The 21,896-nt window shown below is 57.1% G+C and carries 20 protein-coding genes; 9 read left to right on the top strand and 11 right to left on the bottom strand.

What is annotated here, in order from left to right:
• The first annotated feature begins 130 nt into the window (after positions 1-130).
• The 3 genes from ABFX35_RS02835 to ABFX35_RS02845 all read left to right on the top strand — a co-directional run bounded on the left by ABFX35_RS02835 (position 131) and on the right by ABFX35_RS02845 (position 3,224).
• Entirely contained in the window at positions 131-1,096 is a 966-nt protein-coding gene (locus ABFX35_RS02835; protein ID WP_346079032.1) for a D-2-hydroxyacid dehydrogenase family protein, read from the top strand.
• A gap of 66 nt (positions 1,097-1,162) precedes the next feature.
• A complete protein-coding gene (gene dusC, locus ABFX35_RS02840) occupies positions 1,163-2,107 on the top strand; it encodes a tRNA dihydrouridine(16) synthase DusC (protein WP_346079034.1) in 945 nt (314 codons plus the stop codon).
• 262 nt (positions 2,108-2,369) lie between these two features.
• The gene (locus tag ABFX35_RS02845) at positions 2,370-3,224 is read left to right on the top strand and encodes an ATP-grasp fold amidoligase family protein (protein WP_279027406.1); all 855 of its coding nucleotides are present in this window, start codon (positions 2,370-2,372) and stop codon (positions 3,222-3,224) included.
• An 80-nt stretch (positions 3,225-3,304) separates the two neighbouring features.
• Here ABFX35_RS02845 and ansP read toward each other — a convergent pair whose 3' ends face one another.
• The 3 genes from ansP to ABFX35_RS02860 form a co-directional block, all read right to left on the bottom strand.
• A complete protein-coding gene (gene ansP, locus ABFX35_RS02850; RefSeq protein ID WP_346079037.1) occupies positions 3,305-4,771 on the bottom strand; it encodes an L-asparagine permease in 1,467 nt (488 codons plus the stop codon).
• Between the two features lie 301 nt (positions 4,772-5,072).
• Positions 5,073-5,633, bottom strand: a complete 561-nt coding sequence (locus tag ABFX35_RS02855) for a DedA family protein (RefSeq protein ID WP_095845360.1) — start codon at positions 5,631-5,633, stop codon at positions 5,073-5,075.
• A gap of 79 nt (positions 5,634-5,712) precedes the next feature.
• Positions 5,713-6,396, bottom strand: a complete 684-nt coding sequence (locus tag ABFX35_RS02860) for a DJ-1/PfpI family protein (protein ID WP_346079039.1) — start codon at positions 6,394-6,396, stop codon at positions 5,713-5,715.
• A gap of 117 nt (positions 6,397-6,513) precedes the next feature.
• Between ABFX35_RS02860 and ABFX35_RS02865 the strand changes: the two genes are divergently transcribed.
• The 3 genes from ABFX35_RS02865 to ABFX35_RS02875 all read left to right on the top strand — a co-directional run bounded on the left by ABFX35_RS02865 (position 6,514) and on the right by ABFX35_RS02875 (position 10,044).
• Positions 6,514-7,617, top strand: coding sequence for an adenosylhomocysteinase (locus ABFX35_RS02865; protein ID WP_279027396.1), 1,104 nt, complete (start codon positions 6,514-6,516; stop codon positions 7,615-7,617).
• A 427-nt stretch (positions 7,618-8,044) separates the two neighbouring features.
• Positions 8,045-8,971, top strand: a complete 927-nt coding sequence (gene pbpG / locus ABFX35_RS02870; protein ID WP_279027394.1) for a D-alanyl-D-alanine endopeptidase — start codon at positions 8,045-8,047, stop codon at positions 8,969-8,971.
• A gap of 155 nt (positions 8,972-9,126) precedes the next feature.
• The gene (locus ABFX35_RS02875; RefSeq protein ID WP_279027392.1) at positions 9,127-10,044 is read left to right on the top strand and encodes a DUF808 domain-containing protein; all 918 of its coding nucleotides are present in this window, start codon (positions 9,127-9,129) and stop codon (positions 10,042-10,044) included.
• Between the two features lie 29 nt (positions 10,045-10,073).
• Here ABFX35_RS02875 and ABFX35_RS02880 read toward each other — a convergent pair whose 3' ends face one another.
• The 5 genes from ABFX35_RS02880 to ABFX35_RS02900 form a co-directional block, all read right to left on the bottom strand.
• Positions 10,074-10,628, bottom strand: a complete 555-nt coding sequence (locus ABFX35_RS02880) for a GNAT family N-acetyltransferase (RefSeq protein WP_346079042.1) — start codon at positions 10,626-10,628, stop codon at positions 10,074-10,076.
• A 127-nt stretch (positions 10,629-10,755) separates the two neighbouring features.
• Positions 10,756-11,781: a MerR family transcriptional regulator gene (locus tag ABFX35_RS02885; protein ID WP_346079044.1), complete on the bottom strand. Its 1,026-nt coding sequence runs from the start codon at positions 11,779-11,781 to the stop codon at positions 10,756-10,758.
• A gap of 145 nt (positions 11,782-11,926) precedes the next feature.
• Positions 11,927-12,739, bottom strand: coding sequence for a lipoprotein NlpA (gene nlpA, locus ABFX35_RS02890; RefSeq protein WP_346079046.1), 813 nt, complete (start codon positions 12,737-12,739; stop codon positions 11,927-11,929).
• Between the two features lie 120 nt (positions 12,740-12,859).
• The gene (locus ABFX35_RS02895) at positions 12,860-13,579 is read right to left on the bottom strand and encodes a DUF1460 domain-containing protein (protein ID WP_346079048.1); all 720 of its coding nucleotides are present in this window, start codon (positions 13,577-13,579) and stop codon (positions 12,860-12,862) included.
• Between the two features lie 33 nt (positions 13,580-13,612).
• The gene (locus tag ABFX35_RS02900; protein WP_346079050.1) at positions 13,613-14,080 is read right to left on the bottom strand and encodes an acyltransferase; all 468 of its coding nucleotides are present in this window, start codon (positions 14,078-14,080) and stop codon (positions 13,613-13,615) included.
• A gap of 443 nt (positions 14,081-14,523) precedes the next feature.
• Between ABFX35_RS02900 and ABFX35_RS02905 the strand changes: the two genes are divergently transcribed.
• Complete coding sequence (locus tag ABFX35_RS02905) at positions 14,524-15,114, top strand: Yip1 family protein (RefSeq protein ID WP_095845350.1); 591 nt, start codon at positions 14,524-14,526, stop codon at positions 15,112-15,114.
• 58 nt (positions 15,115-15,172) lie between these two features.
• Here the strand turns inward: ABFX35_RS02905 and dld are convergent, their stop codons facing one another.
• Complete coding sequence (dld, locus tag ABFX35_RS02910; RefSeq protein ID WP_346079052.1) at positions 15,173-16,888, bottom strand: D-lactate dehydrogenase; 1,716 nt, start codon at positions 16,886-16,888, stop codon at positions 15,173-15,175.
• A gap of 495 nt (positions 16,889-17,383) precedes the next feature.
• On the opposite strand from dld, the gene ddlA reads away from it, so the two are divergent.
• Complete coding sequence (ddlA, locus tag ABFX35_RS02915; RefSeq protein WP_346079053.1) at positions 17,384-18,490, top strand: D-alanine--D-alanine ligase; 1,107 nt, start codon at positions 17,384-17,386, stop codon at positions 18,488-18,490.
• Positions 18,491-18,864: 374 nt separating this feature from the next.
• On the opposite strand, the gene ABFX35_RS02920 is transcribed toward ddlA, so the two are convergent.
• Complete coding sequence (locus ABFX35_RS02920) at positions 18,865-19,647, bottom strand: ABC transporter substrate-binding protein (protein ID WP_346079055.1); 783 nt, start codon at positions 19,645-19,647, stop codon at positions 18,865-18,867.
• A gap of 34 nt (positions 19,648-19,681) precedes the next feature.
• Positions 19,682-20,836 (bottom strand): methionine aminotransferase, encoded by a 1,155-nt coding sequence (locus tag ABFX35_RS02925; protein ID WP_095845347.1) that lies wholly within the window; start codon positions 20,834-20,836, stop codon positions 19,682-19,684.
• A gap of 118 nt (positions 20,837-20,954) precedes the next feature.
• Here ABFX35_RS02925 and ABFX35_RS02930 point away from each other — a divergent pair, with 118 nt between their 5' ends.
• Positions 20,955-21,887 (top strand): LysR substrate-binding domain-containing protein, encoded by a 933-nt coding sequence (locus ABFX35_RS02930; protein ID WP_346079057.1) that lies wholly within the window; start codon positions 20,955-20,957, stop codon positions 21,885-21,887.
• Positions 21,888-21,896 lie beyond the last annotated feature (9 nt).

Consider the following 21,896-nt stretch of genomic DNA (forward strand, 5'->3'; position numbering starts at 1 on the left):
CCCCGCTGGCCGCTTGTGAAAATGTTAACCGCCCGGCATTAACGGCGTGCCGGCGCCGTTTGTTGCAGCTGAACGCTCCGATCCGTACTACGCTGTAATGCGGCGGAATGCGCCGGTAAGGGGAACATGAATGAAACTCAAATGTGCCATACTCGACGATTACCAGCAGGTGGCGCTGGCGATGGCGGATTGGGGGCCGATTGCCGATCGGGTTGAGGTGTTTAGCATCAGCGAACATATCGCCGACGAGGCGCAGTTGGCCGCACAGCTCAACGATTGCGCGATTGTGGTGATCATGCGTGAGCGCACGCCTATTACGGCAACGCTGTTGGCCCGCTTGCCGGCGCTGAAGCTGTTGGTGACCTCGGGGATGCGCAATGCCGCGGTGGATTTGGCCGCTGCGGCGCGCCAGGGCGTAGTGGTGTGCGGGACCGACAGCGGTTCCGCACCGCCGATGGAATTGACCTGGGCATTAATCCTTGGCCTGACCAAACACCTGATGACGGAAAGCAACGGCCTGCGCCACAACGGGCCGTGGCAACAGCAGGTGGGGGTTAGCCTGCATGGCAAAACCCTCGGGCTGCTGGGGCTTGGCAAAATCGGCAGCCGAATGGCAACGGTAGGGCAGGCGTTTGGCATGCGCGTTATCGCCTGGAGCCAGAACCTGACGGCGCAACGGGCGGCCGAAGTAGGCGTAACCCTGGCGCCATCCAAACAGGCGCTGTTCGAGCAAAGCGATGTGCTTTCCGTGCACCTGGTGCTGAGCGAGCGCAGCCGCGGCCTGGTGGGGCGGAGCGAACTGCGTGCAATGAAGCCCGGCGCTTTCCTGATTAATACCTCGCGGGCGGCCATTGTGGATCAGCCGGCCTTGCTTGAGGCCTTGCAGCAGGGCGGGATCGCCGGCGCCGGCCTGGACGTGTTTGAACAAGAGCCGCTGCCGGGCAACCATCCGTTGCGCCGCTTGCCTAACGTGCTGGCGACGCCGCACCTGGGTTATGTCGCCGACAGTAACTATCACACTTACTTTCAGCAGGCGGTGGAAGATATTCAGGCGTTTATCGACGGCGCACCGGTACCGCGGCGGATTGTTGCATGATGGGCTTGTCGCGCGCAGGCATTAGCCCGTATCATTGCGCGTCTTTTTTGCTGGGGTGGTTTGTTCATGCGTGTGTTACTGGCTCCGATGGAAGGGGTGCTCGATTCTTTGGTGCGTGAATTGCTCACCGAAGTGAACGATTACGATCTTTGCATCACCGAGTTCCTGCGCGTTGTCGACCAACTGCTGCCGGAAAAATTGTTCTACCGGCTGTGCCCGGAATTGCGCCATGCCAGCCGTACCCCGTCCGGCACTCTGGTGCGTGTTCAACTGCTTGGCCAATACCCGCAGTGGCTGGCGGAAAACGCGGCCCGGGCGGTGGCGCTGGGTTCTTATGGTGTTGATCTGAACTGCGGCTGCCCCTCCAAAACGGTTAACGGCAGCGGCGGCGGGGCGACGCTGCTCAAAGAGCCGGAGCTGATTTATCAAGGGGTGAAGGCGATGCGCGCCGCCGTGCCGGCGCATCTGCCGGTGACGGTAAAAGTGCGCCTGGGGTGGGATTCATCCCATTACAGCCTGGAGATTGCCGATGCCGTGCAGCAGGCCGGCGCGACGGAGCTGGCGGTGCATGGCCGCACCAAAGAAGACGGTTATAAAGCCGAGCGCATCAATTGGCAGGCGATTGGCGAGATCCGCCGGCGCCTGACGATACCGGTGATTGCCAACGGCGAAATCTGGGGCTACCAAAGCGCGCAGGATTGTTTGCAGGCGACCGGTTGTGATGCGGTGATGTTGGGGCGTGGCGCGCTGAATATACCGAACCTGAGCCGGGTGGTGAAATATAACGAACCGCGTATGCCATGGCCCGAGGTAATGCATCTATTGCTGAAATATACCTATCTGGAAAAAAACGGCGATACCGGCCTTTATCATGTGGCGCGAATTAAACAGTGGTTGGGCTATTTACGTAAAGAATATAACGAGGCCAGCGAAATGTTTAGCGAAATTCGTGCGCTCACCCGCTCCGCCGATATTGCCAGGGCTATTTTTCGCAATGCCGAAATAGCGTAGCATTCAAATTATTTAAACAATGATGATTACAATGATTCCCAGTTACACTTGGCGACATTTAGCCGCTATATTGGCCGGCTATTGTCATTTATGTGCGATAAATTGAATTTATCTTGTTGTTTTTAAATAAAATTCATCTATTTTTCATATTTGTTCACTCTTCGGTTTTTTATGATTATATAAATTTTCACTGTGCCCGGTTAGACGCGTCACTTAAGCTTTTTATCTGAATTTTTGCATGTATGTGGTCATGGAAGAAAAAATGAGAAGCCTTATAAAACGCCTTTACCAGGCCGCACCCGATTTTATTTATTACCAGTTGGGCCATTACGCAGCACACGGTTCCTTCGTTAACTTCAAGAATCCTCGCACTTTTTCAGAGAAAATTTACCATCGTATGCGTTACCCGCGTGAAGCATTCAGCCAGATTGCGGATAAGGTCGCGGTACGTAAATATATCGCCAGCCGGGTGCCGGAAAAATATATGGCGCCGGTGATCCTGATAACCGAAGAATTTACCGCGCAGGATTATCAGGCTTTACCCTCTGCGTTTGTTATCAAAACCAATAACGCCTCGTTGCAGGTGATGATTGTGAAGGATAAAACGCAGGTCTCGTTCCAGGATATTCAGAATACGCTGAAGCAATGGGCGAAAGTCACCTACTGGAAACGCTATCGTGAAAAGCACTACGCGAATATCCCGCCGAAAATCATTGTCGAAAAACTGCTGGATATTGAGGTTAATGGCGAGCCGATTGACTATAAAGTGCATGTTTTCAACGGCAAGGTGCCATACCTGTTTGTTGAGCTGCTGCGCGGCGGGTCGCACCCGACCTCGCTGGAATATCTGGATGAGCACTGCCATCACTGTTTCTTTATTCAGGATGACATCCCACAGTTGAATACCCTATATGAAAAGCCGCGCTTCTGGGATGAAATGATTGACGTCGCCAAGGCGGTGTCGGCGGATCTGGATTATTGCCGGGTCGATTTTTATCTGACGCAGGAACAGATCTATATTGGCGAACTGACGTTAACCCCTGGGGCCGGCAATGAAGTGTTCCTGCCGCATTCCACCGATCGCCTGCTGGGGGATCTGATGGTGCAAGAATGGTGAGCGCTTACTGGCGCTTTAACGTCGTTTAGGCATAAAAAATCCCCCGCGTTGATTAACGGCGGGGGAGTATGACGTGGCGATCAGCGGTCGATTTTTTCTTCGAGCGCTTTTTGCTCGTGTTTCACTTCCGCTGCGCGTTTACGCAGGCCGAACCAGCCAAGCACCAGCAGCACAGCCAGCAACGGAATGGTGGCCACGGTCCAGGTGCCGTTCGGGTAGTCAAACGCCATCATGACCAGCACCACCAGCAGGAACAGCAGCGTTATCCATGAGGTGACCGGCGCGCCCGGCATTTTAAAGGAAACCGGCTTGGCTTTGCCTTCCTTGATGGCTTTGCGCAGGCGCATTTGGCAGATGATGATAAATGCCCATGAGCTGATAATGCCCAACGAGGCGATGTTAAGCACAATTTCGAACACCTGGGATGGCACCAGGTAGTTCAGAATCACGCCCAGCACATAGATGCAGCAGGTGACCAGAATACCGGCATAGGGCACCTTCTGGCTGCTCATCTTCGACATCAGCTTCGGCGCGGAACCGCCCATCGACAGAGAACGCAGAATACGGCCGGTGGAATACAGCCCGGAGTTCAGGCTGGAGAGCGCGGCGGTGAGCACCACAATGTTCATGATGGTGCCGATATAAGGCACGCCGAGCTTGCTAAAGAAGGTGACGAACGGGCTTTGCCCTGCCTGGTAGGCATTCCACGGCAGCAGCAGCACCAACAGCACCACGGAGCCGACGTAAAACAGGCCGATACGCCAGATCACGCTGTTGACCGCTTTGGGCAGCATTTTTTCCGGGTCTTTGCACTCACCGGCGGCGGTGCCGATCAATTCCACGCCGGCGAAGGCGAAGATCACCCCTTGCATCAGCACCAGTGCCGGCAGCAGGCCGTGCGGGAATACGCCGCCGTTTTCAGTGATCAGGTGCATGCCGGTGGTGTTGCCGTCGATCGGTGTGCCAACCCCGAGCAACACCACGCCGACCACCAGAAAGGCGGCGATGGCGGCCACTTTGATCAGCGCAAACCAGAACTCCATTTCGGCGAACCATTTCACACCGATCATGTTCATGGTGGCGACGATACCCAGCGCGCACAGGGCGAACAGCCACTGCGGCACGTCTGCAAAGGTTCCCCAATAGTGCATATAAAGCGCGACCGCGGTGATATCGACAATGCCGGTCATTGCCCAGTTGAGGAAGTACATCCAGCCGGCAACGTACGAGGCTTTTTCGCCGAGAAATTCACGGGCGTAAGAGACGAAGCTGCCGCTGCTTGGGCGGTGTAGCACCAACTCACCCAGCGCACGCAGAATGAAGAAAGAGATAATACCGCACGCCAGATAAACCAGCGCCAGCGCCGGGCCGGCTTGTTCCAGACGGCCGCCGGTGCCGAGGAACAAGCCGGTACCGATCGAGCCGCCGATGGCGATCATCTGGATCTGCCGGTTACCCATGCTTTTATGGTAACCGGATTCATGGGAGTCTAACCAACGTCTTCTGGCTGCGAGCCTGTCGTGCGCAGATTTATTATGTGATTTCATCGTTCGTCCTGTTTTGCCTGTCTATCGTTCTTTGCCCTCAAGGGAGCAAACGATTGCTATCGCTAATCGTTATTGCGAAGGAGCATCACCGCATGTTGCCGTTTGTTTTTTGTGCGGCGGCTGAAAAATAACAGCGAAGCATGCTACCTTTTCTCTGGAAATGAGGCAAAAAATCCTGCGCCAAAATCGTTATTATTTGTTTTTTTCTGTTGTTTGGCGTTAGAAACGGAATGTTATTCAAAAGGATACAGAGGAGCGGCACGATGCTGGCGCTGTTTGGCGCCAAACTGTTGCTGAACCGCTAGGCCTTGCGGCGGCGCCACCAGTGGCGCACCAGCAACATCACCAGAATCACCAACGCAACGAACAGCAGGCTGGAGAGCTTTTTGTCGAAGCCGGCAACAACGTGTTCCATTGCCCGGCCGCCAAAATAGCCCAGCATGACGAACAGTGTGGCCCATAGGATGGCGCCCAGAATATTCAGCGGCACAAAGCGTGACGGCGGCAACTTGCTGGCGCCGATCAATACCGGGCCGATAATGCGAAAGCCATACATAAAACGCACGCCGATCACAAACAGCATCGGGTGGCGGGTAATCAGCCGTTGTGCGCGCGTAATGCGTTGCTGCTGACCTTTCAGGCGCGAAATCACCCGTTCGCCATAGCGGCGCCCGGCAAAATACAGCAATTGATCGCCCAGCGTGCCGCCGAACGCCACCACGGCAATCACCCACGGCCAGTGCAGCAATCCCTCATGTGCTGCGATGCCGCCCAGCAGCGTGATGGTTTCCCCTTCCGCCAGGCAGCCAAAAAACAGCGCCCAATAGCCGTATTCGCTAATATAGTGTGCCAGGATGTTCATCCTTAAATCCTTGTCTTGCCAGCCAATAGGGGCACATTATACCCCTTGCCGCCCAGGCTGTGTTGAACCGCTGCCGGGGTTAACCGCATTTGGCGGCAATCTGCGCGACCAGCGCCTGCCGTTGCCGCAGGCTTTCGGCCATAGTTTCCCGCACCTTTTTTACTATCGCCGGCGGCGCCAGTGCCGGCGTGCCGCCGACAAACGGCGGGGCTGGAGCATATTCAAAGCCCAGTTGAATGGCCTGTGCGGTTTCCTCACCGTGCAGTTCGGCGATGAGCGTCAGTGCAAAATCAATCCCGGCCGTGACGCCGCCGCCGGTGATCACATTGCCATCGCGCACCACACGTTCGCTGCTGGCAATGGCGCCGAACAGCGGCAGGCAGTCGCACATCGACCAATGGCTGGTGGCGCGTTTGCCGCGCAACAAGCCCGCGGCCCCCAGGATCAGCGAACCGGTGCAAACGGATGTGATATAGCGGGCGCCGTGCGCCAGGCGTTGGATCTGCGCCATATATTGCTCATCCTGCATCGCCTGGGTGCAACCGCCGCCGCCCGGTACGCACAGCACGTCGCAATGGGCGATCTGCGCCAATGGCCGCAGATGGTTGAAAAACAGGCCGTCCCCGTCGATCTCTGCGCCGTCTACGGAGGCGACAATGGTTTCGGTATTGGGCATCCGTGAGAGGAACTGATACGGGCCGGTGAAATCAAGCTGGGTGACGCCAGAATAAAGCGGGAAAACGATCGTTAACGGTTCGGCCATGATTTTTACCTTGAGCGCGTGATTTAACCTGAGTAATGATAGTTGCCAATGTTCTGATAGATAGCAAGGCTGCTGTTGCAAGCCACGACAGGCGGTAAAGCGAAAAAGGAGTGCGGGATGAGCCTGGATTTTGAACGTGAACTGAATTGGGCGTTGGGCCAGATGCCGCGCACCCGGGCGGCGGTGGCGGCATTACCGGATCTGCACGGCGTGCGCCTGGCGTGCAGCATGCATTTGGATCTGAAAATGGTGCCACTGGTTGCCGGCTTGCTAAACAAAGGCGCGGCGGTGTATCTGACCACCTGCAACCCCACCACGGTGCAGGATGAGGTGGTGGCCTGGCTGGAGCGCCACGGCGCGCAGGCTTTTGCCTGGCGCGATATGGATCAGGCGGATTGGTCGGCGTCTTTCGATCGCGCGTTGGCCTGGGGGCCGACCCATCTGTGTGAGATGGGTGCCGATCTGACCGCCCGCCTGCACCAGGCGGGCAGCGACCTGCCGATCAAGGCCGGGTTGGAAGCCACCGGTTCCGGCATCAGCCGGCTGGATGGCATGGCGCCGCGTTACCCCATCTTCAACTGGGACGATCTGCCGGTTAAAGAAGGGCTGCATAACCGCCATATGGTTGGCCTGACGGCCTGGCATACTTTTTTCCAGACCACCCGGCTGACGCTGCATGAAAAATGCGTACTGGTTATCGGCTATGGGCTGGTGGGGCAAGGCGTGGCGGCGGCGGCCAGGGCCTATGGCGGGCAGGTGATGGTGGCTGAAATCGATCCGGCCCGCGCTCTGCAGGCGCGCTATGACGGTTGGCAAGTGGTTGATTTGGCCGAGGCGGTGCAGCTGGCCGACGTGATCGCCACCGCCACCGGGGCCAGCAATGTGCTTTGCGCCCGGCATTTGCAGCAAACCAAAAACGGCGTATTTATTCTCAACGTTGGCCACGTGGCGGCGGAAATTGACGTAGGTTTTCTGCAGACGCTGCCGCACAGCCAGCCGATGCCGTTTATTGATGCCTACCAGATGGACGACAATACGCTTTATCTGTTGGCCAACGGTTCGATGCTGAACCTGACGGCCGGCTACGGCGATAGCCTGAACGCATTTGACGTTACGCTGGCGGTGATGGCGGCGGGCATCGGCCACATCATCGGTGCCGGCGCGCAACAGCCCGCCGGGGTGTATCTGTTGCCCCGTTCCGCCTGGCAGGCGGCGCTGTAACTTTTGTATGATTTGCCCGCAGCCCAGAGCCCTCGCGGGCTGCGTTAGGTTTCTATAGACAGAATTTGTCACAAATCGCCACTGACAATCCCAGTGCTAACTTTATTAGGCTCACATATAATTCGCCGCATGAATGTTTGCCGATAGCCGGTTTCCCTCACCCCGGCCCTCTCCCAGAGGGAGAGGGGGCGCCTATATTGATAGTGGCTCTGGCCCTCTCCCAGAGGGAGAGGGGGCGCCTATATTGATAGTGGCTCTGGCCCTCTCCCAGCGGAAGAAGGGGCGTCTATATTGATAGTGGCTCTGGTCTTCTCCCAAGGGGAGAGGGGGGCCTCAATAGTCAGCGCTAACTATTCCCTCTCCCTCTGGGAGAGGGCTAGGGTGAGGGGCGACAAGCCGAGATCTTCCCTTATTTGTGACAAGAGTAATGCATGTGAAAATCCGAGTACTTGTGTTGGCCTTGCTCGCTTTACAAGCGGGCGCAGGCCTGGCGCCGCGCGCGCTGGCCAGTGAAAATACCCCTGCGTTACATGCCACCCAGCCGGAACTGGCCTCCGGCAGCGCCATGGTGGTGGATATGCGCACCCATAACGTGATTTATGCCCGTAACCCGGATGAAGTGGTGCCGATCGCCTCCATCACCAAGCTGATGACGGCGATGGTGACGCTGGATGCTCACCTGCCGTTGGATGAAATGCTGGCGGTGGATATCCATCAGACCCCGGAAATGCGGGGCGTCTATTCCCGCGTGCGGTTGAACAGTGAAATCAGCCGCAAGGATATGCTGCTGCTGGCGCTGATGTCTTCCGAAAACCGCGCCGCCGCCAGCCTGGCGCATCATTATCCCGGCGGGTACGACGCCTTTATCCGCGCCATGAACGCCAAAGCCAAAGCGTTGGGGATGACGCACACCCACTATGTGGAGCCGACCGGGTTATCGATTCATAACGTCTCGACCGCGCGCGATCTGACCAAGCTATTGATTGCCACCAAACAGTACCCGCTGATCGGCCAATTGAGCACCACCACCGAACGTATGGCGGCGTTTAAGGGGCCAAACTATACCTTGCCGTTCCGTAACACCAACCACCTGGTTTATAACCCGAAGTGGAATATTCAACTGACCAAGACCGGTTTCACCAATGAGGCCGGCCACTGCCTGGTGATGCGCACGGTGATCGGCAGCCGCCCGGTATCGCTGGTGGTGCTGGATGCCTTTGGTAAATATACCCACTTTGCCGATGCTAACCGCCTGCGCAGTTGGATTGAAACCGGTAAGGTGACGCCAATCCCACCGGCGGCGCGTGATTATCGCCGGCAAAAAGATGCGCGCCTGGCGCAGAACGCTGAATAACCTGCCTTTGCCTGCCGGGCTTTCCGGCAGGCCCATTCTCTCTTTTCTTTCATCGCTTGGTGAAAGTTAGCCACGCATTCGCTGTTAAATCCCGCTATGCTAGTTACTGTATTGCATTGTCATATTTCTTTTTTTTTGATTAAGGATGGCGCATCTTGGCCGGAAGTAGCTTACTGACGTTAATTGATGACATCGCCTCGTTGCTGGATGATGTCTCGCTGATGACCAAAATGGCGGCAAAGAAAACCGCTGGCGTGCTGGGCGATGATTTGGCGCTCAATGCCCAACAGGTGACCGGGGTTTCCGCAGACCGCGAATTGCCGGTGGTATGGCGCGTGGCGAAAGGATCGTTTGTCAACAAAGCGATTCTGGTGCCGCTGGCGTTGTTGATCAGTGCGTTTGCCCCCTGGGCGATTACCCCGTTGCTGATGGTGGGCGGCGCCTATCTCTGCTTTGAGGGCTTTGAAAAGGTGTTCCACAGCCTGTTTCATAAGAAAGGCGAAGGGGAAGACAAAGACGGCCCGGGCGCCAATGAAGACGTGGCGGCCTATGAAACCCGCAAGATTACCGGCGCTATCCGTACCGATTTTGTGCTGTCGGCCGAAATTATCGCTATTACTCTGGGCACCGTGGCCGCTGCCACCTTTACGCAACAGGTGATTGTGCTGTGCGGTATCGCCATCGTTATGACTATCGGCGTGTATGGCATTGTGGCGGGCATTGTGAAGCTGGATGATTTGGGGCTGTATTTAAGCCGCAAGACCAGCACGCTGGTGCGGAGCGTGGGCAACGGCATTGTGCGTGCAGCGCCATACCTGATGAAAACGCTGTCGGTGGTGGGCACTATTGCCATGTTTATGGTGGGCGGCGGCATCCTGACTCACGGCCTGCCGGCGGTACACCATCTGTTTGAAGGCTGGGCGGCAGACACCTCGGTGGTGCCAACGTTCGGCCTGCTGCTGCAGGGCGTCGTGCCTTCGCTGCTGAACGTGGTGTTCGGCATTGTTGCCGGTGGCGTGGTGCTGCTGGTGGTTTCCGTATTGGGCGCTATCCGCGCACGCTACAAAGCCTGATTCCCCGCCGTCTGCACTGACACTGCCGGTTAAACCGGCAGTGTCTGATTGCTTTCCCCTAGCGGCAGTTGCATCACATGCGTGTCGCGCCAACTGCCCAGCTTGAAGCCGACGGCGTTAAGCGTGCCGACGCTGGTGAACCCATGCTTGCGGTGCAACGCCAGCGATCCCAAATTCTCTGCCGAATTGCCGATGATGGCCAGCATTTGCCGCCAGGGCCCCTGTTCACAGCGGGCGATCAGCGCCGCCATCAGGCTGCTGCCGATCCCTTTGCCCTGCATCCCTTCGGCAATGTATACCGAGTTTTCGATGGTAAAGCGGTAGGCGGGGCGCGGCCGGTATTGCGCGGCGTAGCAATAGCCCACCACCTGGCCGTTGAGCCGGGCTACCAGCCAGAACAGATCGTCCGCCAATACCTTTTGGCGGCGTGCTTCCATTTCATCTAGCGACGGCGGCGTTTCCTCAAATGAAGCGGCACCGTACAACACATGGTATTGATAAATTTGCTGCACGGCGGCCATATCCTCACTGTTGGCATCGGTGATGGTGAGCTGCGCGGGTGTCGGCGTTGCGGATAACGACATATATGTCCTTGTAAATAGGGAGGGAATCAGGCCGTCGGCGCGGCCTGAAAGATAATCCCATTATGCCCTTGGTTTTTTAGCCCGATAAATTGATTTTTGCTATGACGGTCATAAGAAAAACATCGGATCAGCGTTGCATGCTGTGCCCTATTGCCTGTTGCAGATAGCTGAGCAGCGCCGGTGTGAGCCAGGTTCCCTCCGCCAGCGCCGGTTCCTGCGCCATAGCATGGCGGATTTTCGCCTGTGTGGCGGGATCGTCACTGGCGTAAGAGCGAAACAGCGCCAGCCACTCCCCCGCCAGTTGCCCGGCCAGGGCGGAGCTTGCCGGCACGCCGTCTGCCATTGCCTGGTGGAATTTGGCGATCAGCGGCGGCCATTCGTGCAGGCGATCGAAATAGTGCCGACGGACATACGCATATTCATCTGCCGACAGATAGTTTTGGAAAATCGCCAGCTTGCTTTCGCCAAATGCCCGGGTGATGTAATCCACCACGGCAGGCGTGATGCCGGTTTGTTGGCGTATGACGGGTTCATGGCTATGCATGGCGTTCAGCTTCACCAGGAACGTCGGGTTCTTGGCGGTATCGCGTTCCAGCGTGCACATCCAACGGCGCGCCAGCGCCTGTGCTTGTGGGGTTTGTTCACTGGTGCCGGTATCGAGCAGCGCCTGAGCCTCGGCAACCATCTCTGCCCACTGTTGTTCACGGGCTTCATCAGGTTGGTAAAAGGGTAACTGCGCCAATTCATCCACGGTAAAATAGTTATCGTACATTGCCATTAACTCCAATGTGGTTAGCCAATCATTCAGTTCAGGCTCGTCCCCGGCGGTCAACTGTGTATGCAAATGCTGCAGTCGGCCACGCAGCGCGGTCATCTGCGCCAGTTGCCGATCGAGCATGGTGATTTGTTGTTCGATGACGAAAGGCAGCGCCGGATCGGCGCGCTGCAGAATGGCGCCGACTTCCGCCAGTGCGACCCCCATGCGGCGCAACGCCTGGATATGATGCAGCCGGGTGATATCCGCCCGGTTATACAAACGGTAACCGGCTTCGGAACGCGCCGAGGGCACCAACAGCCCGATGCTGTCGTAGTAGTGCAGCGTGCGGATCGTAAGCCCGCAGCGGCGTGCCAGTTCGCCAACTTTCAATAACATAAGATGATCTCCGTGATGCCTGTGGCGCAGATTACTGCCTGACGCGGCGTCAGGGTCAAGCGCGGGATAGCGGATTATTTGCTGTTGTTGCCGATCACGGCAAAAAAGAGGGCTCCTCCCGCCGGGAGGAGCAGAGCGCGGGGGGTTACCAGCCTTTAACTGCGCCGCCGTTGAAGATTTTTTCCGCGGCGGTGGCGACTTCGTCCGACTCATAGGCTTTGACGAAGTTCTGCACATTTTGCGCGTCTTTATTGTCTTCACGTGCGACCACGATATTGGTGTACGGCGAATCTTTATCTTCGATGAAGATCCCGTCTTTGGTTGGCGTCAGGCCGGTTTGGTTAATGTAGGTGGTGCTGATAATCGCCACCGTGACTTTGGGATCGTCCAGCACGTGCGGCAATTGGGCGCCTTCCAGCTCCATGATCTGATAGTTGTGCGGGTTGGCGCTGATATCCAGTGCGGTGGGTAATAAGCCCTTACCCGGCTTCAGCGTAATAAGCCCGGTTTTTTGCAGCAGCAGCAATGCGCGGCCAAGGTTGGTGGGATCGTTTGGGATCGCAATCACGTCTCCATCCTGCAGTGCTTGCACCGATTTGATCTTTTTAGAATAACCGGCCATGGGGAACACGAAGGTATTGCCTACCGCCACCAGCTTGTAGCCATGATCGCGGTTTTGCTGTTCCAGGAATGGGCGGTGTTGAAACACGTTGGCGTCCAGTTCCCCTTTGTCGGTCGCGTCGTTCGGCAGCAGTGAGCCGCTAAAGCCGACCAGTTCGACATCCAGGCCATATTTTTGTTTCGCCACCTGTTTGGCGACTTCCGCCACGTCCTGCTCGGCGCCGTTGATCACGCCGACTTTGATATGATTTTGATCCGATTTCCGATCGCAGCCCTGCAGCAGCAACGTTGCCGCCAGAGCCGCTGCCAATGCGCCGTAGCGCCAGCGGGTTGCCATAATCTACTCCCTGAAAAACAATGAAAAAATGTGGTTTTTGTGCTGATAGCTAAACGCAGGGCCGGAGCGATGTCAAACAGCCCTTAAGCATAAGTGGCTATGGCTCATAACCATTAATTATTATTCTGGCCGCAGCACCACGATGCCCGGGGTGGCCCTGACGTATTCGATAAAAGGGGAATCGACCACTTTTCGCCGGTTTGGGTGAGAAGATGCATGGCGCAGCACCGGCCCGGCCGCGGTGTGTACCAGAATGCCGACGTGGGTGACGTCCAAACCGGCGAGCGGGGTATAAATGCCGATGTAATCACCGCTGTGCAGGCGGGAAATGCAGCCAGCGTCGACCTCTGTGCCGGGGATGTGGGTGATGGTGCGCGCCACCACCGGCAGGCCCGCCAGGTAAACGCCCCCGTCGGCCTTTTGGTTAAGGCTTTTTTCGACCGTTACGGCCAGTGAGCCGATCTGGGCCGTGATATCGCGGGCCACGGCTTTGCCGCGCCAGGCCCAGTCGCTAAAGAAATGCTTGCGCTGGGGGAAGCTGATTTCACCGTCGGCATAGCGGGTTTCGATCAGGTTTTGTATAAACGTGGGCACGCTGTTTGATACGCTCAGCGCGGCGACATAATCGAGCAAGGTGAAGCAGTCCAGCCCGCGGAAATCGATGATTAACCGTTCCGGCACCGTCGCCGAGCCGACAAGCTGGTTGGCCGCATAGGGGATCCCCAGGAATTGCTGCGCCAGCAGTGCGCGCAGCTCACCTTTTGCGGCACCTGGCGGGGTGGCCGCGCGTAGCGCGAGGCAGGCCTGAAGGGTATGTAAGGTTTGCGGATCGAGCGTCATCGTATACCTGTTTATTTGAGGCATGGCGCAAGCTTAGGGCAGCGCTCTTAATAGCCTTGCCGGGTTGCCGGCGTAAATGCCCTTGCGGGCGATATCACGAGTCACCACCGCTCCGGCGCCGATTACCGCACCGCTGCAAATGGTTACCGCCAGAATGGTTGCGCCGGAGCCGATCGAAACCCGATCGCCAATCCAGGTGTGCCCCCAGCTTTCTGGGTTAGCGTCCGGCGCGCCCTGTTTGAACAGATCGTTAGCGAACATCACGCCGTGGCCGATAAAACAATCCTCGCCGATGGTCACGTATTCACAGATAAAACTGTGGGATTGCACTTTGCTGCGGGCGCCAATGCGGCTATTGCGCTGGATCTCAACAAACGGGCCAATAAACACCCCATCGCCAAGATGGCAGCTGTACAGGTTGCAGGGTTCGATCACCGTGACGTTTTCACCGGTTTCAACATCGACGATGCCTGCCTGAAGGGTACGCAGGGAAGATGGCATAAGGTTCCTCAGCGGGGAGCGGTGGCTTGATTATATACTCTAAATAATTCGAGTTGCAGGAAGGCGGCGACACAGCGACAAATTCGTCAGGAACGAATTTGCCTGGCCTTTGGCCAGCCTCCGGTGAGAGACAAGGATGTCTCTCATCAATCCCCAGGAGCTTACTCAAGTAAGTGACTGGGGTGAGTGACAAATCTGCCGGGAGCAGATTTGAACGCTGTTGGCAGCGGCCCCGAAGGGGTGAGGCCCATGGATGGGCCGAGTAACCAAGCCAACGCACCTGCAACTTGAAGTATGACGAGTATAAAACAACGGCGGCGAGGCGTGCGATTGGTGATTGATTGGCTATAATTTGTACTGGCGCCGGCGATTAAGCAAAGCTATTTCATGGCCGGGTGAGTCAACTGCCACGGGCATACTGCGGCAAAATGGGGGAGGGGATTATGGTCAATCATGTTTGGGGGTTGCTGGCGCATCCCGCTACCGAATTCAAACAGATAAAACGCGAGAACGAGTCGATCGCGCACCTCTATACACATCACGTGCTGTTACTGGCCGCGGTTCCGGTGATCTGCGCCTTTATCGGCACCACCCAACTGGGGTGGCTTTCCGGCGGCGGGCACGCCATACGGCTGGGCATCCCGGCGGCGTTATTTGCCGCGTTGCTGTTTTATGTGTTGATGCTGGCGGGCGTGGCGGTGATGGGGCAGGTGATTCACTGGATGGCGCGGCGTTATGATTCACGCCCAAGCCTGCACCGCTGCATGGTGTTTGCCGGCTATGTCGCGACGCCGATGTTCCTTAGCGGCGTGGTCGCCTTGTACCCGATGGTATGGCTGTGTTTGTTTGTCGGTATCATCGGGCTGTGCTATTCCGGCTACCTGCTGTATCTGGGCATTCCGCATTTCCTGAATATTGATAGCCAGGAAGGGTTTATCTTCTCAAGCTCCACCTTCGCCATTGGGATCCTGGTGCTTGAGCTGATGCTTGGCTTGACGGTGGTGTTGTGGGGGTATGGTTCGTGGTTGTTCTGAGCCTGGCGTTGTCGAACGCCCCGGCGGATTAGCGCCGGGGCGTGTGCCGGGGCCGGCGTTAGTGGCCCTCGCCCTGCCAGTTTTTCAACTTGCTGGTTTTGCCTATGCCCGGATTAAAGCTATTGGTTGGGTCGGCGGCCTGGTAAAAGGCCTTCAACGCCGGTTTGGCGTGGTACAGGTGGCCGACGTTGTGCTCGGCCGGGTATTCTGCACCACGCTTATCAAGCAGCGCCAGCATTTGCTCTTTCAGCCGGTGGGTATCCACCCCTTTCTTCACGACGTAATCCTGATGGAATACGTGGCACATAAAGTGGCCGTAATACAGCTTGTGTACCAGTTGGCTGTCGATCTCCGGCGGCAGCGTTTCAAACCATTCGGTATCGTTACGGCGCAAGGCGATGTCCAACGGCAGAATGTTTTCCACCTCATTGGCGTGGACGGCATGGTAGCGCACCGCCGCCCCGGCGGCAGCGAAACGGTGTAGAAAGGCTTTCTTGCCTTCTTCCTCTGTGCAGACGAAAAAATCCCCCTCGGCCTGGGCGAAATAGGTTTTCAGGTAAGCGTGCGCTTCCTCTATGCCCGCCCCAGACATTTTCAGCAACAGATGGTGCTCGAAACGATCGCGGTATTCCTTCATCCGTTTCGGCAGGTGGTTGGGCACCAGGTGGCTCAGCCCCTGCATCACCCGATCGGTCAGGTTGTGCGGCAGCAGCGGCAACTTGTTGAAACTGGCGTCCAGCCGCCCCTTCAGGGTAAAGAAGCGCGGCATTTGATCGGTGCCGAGTTTGTCGATCATGATAAAGGTATCTTTGCCGTACACTTCGGCAATATCGAAAATATCGCGGTGCATATATTCACCGGCCACCGGCAGGTTGCTGAACTGGCTTAAAATGTGGCGGCGCAGCTCGGTCAGCACTTCGGTATGGTTGGTGCCAATGTAGAACACCTGCTGCTGGTTTTCCTTTTCGAAGGTGTCCAACCGCACGGCGAATACCGCCAGCTTGCCAGCGCAACCAGAGGCCTCGTACAGCCGGCGCTTATCCGCGTTGAAACGGGAAGGGGTATCGGCATCCACATCGCGCACCCGCTTGGCATATTCGTGATCGGAAGCCTGATGGCCGCTGTGTTCCACGTCTTCCGGGCGGTAGTCGCCTTGCTCGAGCCTGGTCAGAATTTCTTCCGGCGTGTTGCCCAGTTTAATGCCAAGGTGGTTGACCAGCCGCAGTTGCCCATCAGCATCCAGTTGGGCGAACAGCGCCATTTCGGTATAGGCCGGCCCGCGTTTAACCAGTGAGCCGCCGGAGTTGTTGCACACACCGCCCACCACCGAAGCGCCGATACAGGAAGAACCAATGACCGAATGCGGTTCACGGCCATAGGGCTTGAGCACTTTTTCCAGTTTGTACAGGGTGCCGCCGGGGAAGCTGATGACCTGTTTGCCGTTGTCCAGCACCTGGATATGATCCAAGCGCAGGGTGCTGATAATCACGATGTCACGATCGTAATCATCACCGCTTGGCGTTGAACCTTCGGTCAGGCCGGTGTTGGCGGCTTGCATGATGACGATTTTGTCTGCGGCGACGCAGGCCTGCAGGATCTGCCAGATGTGCAACAGGCGGTTGGGAAACACCACCGCCAGTGCGTTGCCGCCGCCGGAGCGGAACCCTTTACGATAGCGTTCGGTATCGCGCTCGCCGGTAAGCACCTGGGCGCTGCCGACAATATTTTTCAGTTGTTTGATTAATTCCTGATTTTCCTGACTTGCGGACTGCATGATGCATACTCCCTGTGACATACAATGTTGTCCCAAATCCCCGCTCTCAGTATTGATAACAAGCGTTTGGGGCTGTGGCGGCGCTGCATTGGCTGATAGGTGCAACGCCGGCGTGGTCAGGCGACCGGCCACGTGGTTCTATGTTGTGCGAGAGTTGGCCCGCGTGCGCAACGCCCGCTGGCGGAAGGATGAGTGGCCGGGATGGGGTACCATTCATTGGCGCTGAACGCGGCGGTGCGGCGGTAACTTTCCATGCTGGAAGTGCCTTCGCAAATGACAGGGTTGAGCATAGCAAAGAGTTGTGTCAACGGCGCGGTGGAATGTTACATTTGTACAATCCGTTTACAATATCGTGCGGCTCGTCGCTATTTTAGCCGCTTTGCCGCCGGCCACCGGTTTTGCCGTGATAATTGCGCAGCCAATGATTGCCGATGCCGGGCATTGCGTTTATTGTGATTACAGCTTTTTATATGACTTTTCAGAAGGATTGCAGGCGTGGCTAAATTACGTGTTGGGGTGATTTTTGGCGGTAAATCGGCGGAGCATGAGGTTTCGTTGCAATCGGCAAAAAACATTGTGGATGCCATCGACAAAGAGAAATTCGACGTCACGCTGTTGGGGATCGATAAGCAAGGGCAATGGCATATCAATGATGCGTCCAACTATCTGCTGCATGCGGAAAACCCGGCGTTGATCGCACTCAACCACTCCAATAAAAATGTTGCGCTGATCCCGGGCCAGGAAAAACAGCAGTTAATCGAGGCCGGTAGCGCCGGCGCGCTGACCCAGCTTGATGTGGTGTTCCCGATCGTGCATGGTACGCTGGGCGAAGACGGCTCGTTGCAAGGGCTGTTGCGTATGGCCAATATTCCGTTCGTCGGGGCCGGGGTGCTTGGCTCTGCGGTCAGCATGGATAAAGACGTCACCAAACGCCTGCTGCGCGATGCTGGGCTGGCCGTGGCGCCGTTTGTGACCTTAACGCGCAATAATCGCAGCAAATTCAGCTTTGAACAAGTGAGTGATAGCCTGGGCCTGCCGCTGTTTATCAAGCCGGCTAACCAGGGCTCTTCGGTCGGCGTTAGCAAAGTGAAAAACCAGGCCGAGTTTGAGCAGGCGGTGGCGCTGGCATTTAGCTTTGATCACAAGGTGCTGGTGGAATCCGCCATTGTTGGCCGTGAGATCGAATGCGCCGTGCTCGGCAATGATGAGCCGCAGGCCAGCGTGTGCGGTGAAATTGTGTTGAGCGATGAGTTTTACTCTTACGACACCAAGTACATCAATGAGCAGGGCGCGCAGGTGATGGTGCCGGCGGCGATTTCATCCGAGGCCAGCGATAAAATCCGCGATGTGGCGTTGAAGACGTTTCGCGCGCTGGACTGCACGGGCATGGCGCGCGTCGATGTGTTCCTGACGCCGGATAACAACGTGATTGTTAACGAAATTAATACGTTGCCGGGGTTCACCAATATCAGTATGTACCCTAAGCTGTGGGGCGCCAGCGGCGTGAGTTATACCCAACTGATTACGACGTTGATCGAGCTGGCGCTGGAACGCCATCAGCAGGATCGCGCATTGCAAAGCTCGGTGTTCGATCACAGTTAGTACCCTCACCCCAGCCCTCTCCCACAGGGAGAGGGAGCCGTTCAGGTGTTGTTATCCGTAAAGCATGAGCCTGCCGGCTTTTATGGGGAGAGGTGCCGTTCTCTGAAGGCAATGCGTGCACATTCCGTTCCCTCTCCCTGTGGGAGAGGGCTAGGGTGAGGGGCCGTTCTCTGAAAGCAATGCGTGCACATTCAGTTCCCACTCCCTATGGGAGAGGGTCAGGGTGAGGGGCCGTTCTCTAAAGGCAATGTGCACACATTCCGTTCCCTCTCCCGGCGGGAGAGGGTTAGGGTGAGGGGCCGTTCTCTGAAGGTAATGTGTGCACATTCAATCCCCTCTCCCTGTGGGAGAGGGTTAGGGTGAGGGGAAGGGGGTTACTTCACCGTCACATCAATATCGCCAAAATACTTCTTCGCCAGCGTATTGATCGTGCCCTGCTGCTGAACTTCGGCAATGGCGGCGTTCAGCTTGTTGCGCAGCGCGTCATCGCCTTTACGCAGGCCGAAGGCGATGCCTTCACCGAAGATCTTCTCGTCGTGCACCGTATCACCCACGAACGCAAACCCTTTGCCATCCGGCCGATCGAGGAAACCGCCCTGGCCTGCAGGCGCCATGATCAAGGTGGCGTCAAGGCGGCCGGCGGTCAGATCCAGATAAACCTGGTTTTGATCCTGATAAGAAACCACGTTCACCCCTTTCGGCGCCCAGTGCGCCTTGGCGTAGCTCTCCTGGATTGAGCCTTGCAACACGCCGACGCTTTTACCGGCCAGCGACTGTGCATCTGGCTTCAGGCCGCTGTCCGCTTTGGCAATCAGGCGGTTCGGCACTTGGTAGATGGGATTAGTAAAATCAATCGCCTGTTTGCGCTGCTGGGTGATGTTCATCGCCGAATTGATAACGTCGAATTTACGGGCCTGCAGCGCCGGGATCAGGCTGTCAAACGATGCCTCCACCCAGCTGCATTTCAGTTTCGCTGCCGCGCACACCGCGTTGCCCAAATCAATATCGAAGCCTTCCAACTGCCCGCTGGCGGACTTTGATTCGAACGGCGGATACAATGCCTCCAGGCCAAAACGCATGCTCTGTTCCGCGCTCAGGGTTGCGCCGCTTGCCAGCAGGCAGCCGGCGGCAATCAGCATTTTCAGTGAGTTTTTCATCTGTGTTCTTTTCCCGTAGTCAGCGTGCAATGGATTATACCTGGCACAGGCGGCGGGCGCCTTCGAGCAGGGTATCGTTATCTTTGGAGAAGCTTAACCGAATGATGCCGGTGTCCGTGCCGTTGCTGTAAAACGCCGACAGCGGAATGGTTGCGACCTTGGCTTCGCGGATCAGGCGCACCGCAAAGTCGTTATCGCTTTCATTGCTGAAACCGCTAAAACGCGCCAGCATAAAGAAGCTTCCACGGCTTGGCAGCAGTTCAAAGCGCGAATCTTTCAGCGCGTTGGCCAGCAGATCGCGCTTTTGCTGGTAAAACGCAGCCAGCCCCAGATAGCTTTGCGCATCGGCCAGCGCTGCGGCAAAGGCATATTGCATCGGGGTGTCGGCCGAGAACACCATAAACTGGTGCACTTTACGAATCTCATCCATCAGCGCGGCCGGCGCCATGCAGTAACCCACACGCCAGCCAGTCACGTGGTAGGTTTTGCCAAAGGAAGAAACCACCACGCTGCGTTCGGCCAACTGCGGGTGGCGCGCCATGCTGTGGTGAAGTTGGCCGTCGAACACCACGTGTTCATAAACTTCGTCGGACAGGATCACGATATCAGTATTGCGCGTTAGCGCGATCAACCGTTCAATGTCATGTTCATTCAGCACGTTGCCGCTGGGGTTGTGCGGGCTGTTGATAATGATCATGCGCGTATTGCCGTTGATGGCGGCGGCCACTTGATCCCAATCAATGTGAAAATCTTCCAGCGAAAGCGCGATCGCCACCGGCGTGGCGCCCTGCAGGCGCACGATCGGGGCATAGCTGTCAAACGCCGGCTCGAAGTAGATCACCTCATCGCCCGGATGCACCAGCGCGCTGATGGAAGAATATAACCCTTCGCTGGCGCTGGCGATCACCGTGATTTCATCATCGGGGTGATAGCGTGCACCATATAATTTTTCAATCTTTGCCGCCAGCGCCGCGCGCAATGCCGCCACACCGCTCATCGGCGCATACTGGTTATGACCCGCGCGCATGGCTTGCGCCACGGCTTCGGTCAGTTCGGGCGCGCAGGCGAAATTCGGTGCGCCCTGCGACAGGTTAAGAGCCTGGTGTTCAGCGCTAAGCTGGCCGATCACGGTAAAAATAGTGGTGCCAACGTCCGGTAGTTTTGAACGTTGTGAGCAGGCGCTCTGCATGAAGGACTCCTGTTTAAGCATGGGCGATTGTTTGATTAGGCATCAGAAACCTTTGGGCTAACAAGGGAAACTTTGTCATACTTGCCATGCATTCAGATCATGGCTTACGGGAGCCGTTATGCAGTCATCACTGCCGTCGCTTGATGTATTGAAAACCTTCGTCGTGGTAGCGCAGCGGCTGAATTTTACCCATGCCGCCAACGCATTACACCTGACCCAGGGGGCCGTCAGCCGCCAGATTCTGGGCCTGGAGCGGCAGTTGGGCTATCCGCTGTTCAGCCGGCGCGCGCGCGGCCTGGCGCTCACGCCGCAAGGGGCGAAGCTGCTGGCGCCGGTGCAACAGGCGCTGGGGCAACTGGAGGAAGCGCTGGTCTGCGTCAGCGCGCAGCCCGGTACCCTGCGTATCAAATGCCCGACCTGCGCCATGCGCTGGGTGTTGCCGCGTATTATTCGTTTGCAGAATGAACGGCCGGAAATGCACATCGAATTAACCGCTGCGGTTTCGCACGGGCTGGATTTCAGCACCGAGAGTTTTGACGCCGCGGTGGTGTTCGGGCCGCCGCCGGGCAAGCGGCTGGCGGCACATCTGCTGTTTGACGAGGTGCTTACGCCGGTCTGCACGCCGTCTTATTTGGCCGGTTTGGGCCGTGCTCCCACCCTGGCGGATTTGACGGGGAAAATCCTGTTGCACCCCACGCGCGATCGCCGTGACTGGCTGCGTTGGCTGAAGGCCGCCGGGCAAGAAGGGCTGCCGGCGGCCAAAGCACAGCATTTCGACACCCTTGATCTGGCGATGAGCGCCGCGCTGCAAGGGTTCGGCATCGCCATCGGCGATCCCTGTCTGCTGGAAGACGATCTTCAGGCCGGCCGCATCGTTACGCCGTTTCCCGTTAGCGTGGTCAGTGGCGCCGCGTATTATCTGGTCTATCCTGAAAGAGCAGTAGTGCCGGCCGCGCTGGCGGCATTGGTGGGGTGGTTGAGCCGCGAGGCGCAAAGCAGCCGTGAACGCCAGGCGCAATATCGCTCCGCTCACGCCGGTAATGCTTTGTAAATATTATTC

This window comes from Gibbsiella dentisursi (assembly GCF_039539505.1).
In the GTDB taxonomy this organism is placed as follows: Bacteria; Pseudomonadota; Gammaproteobacteria; order Enterobacterales; family Enterobacteriaceae; genus Gibbsiella; species Gibbsiella quercinecans.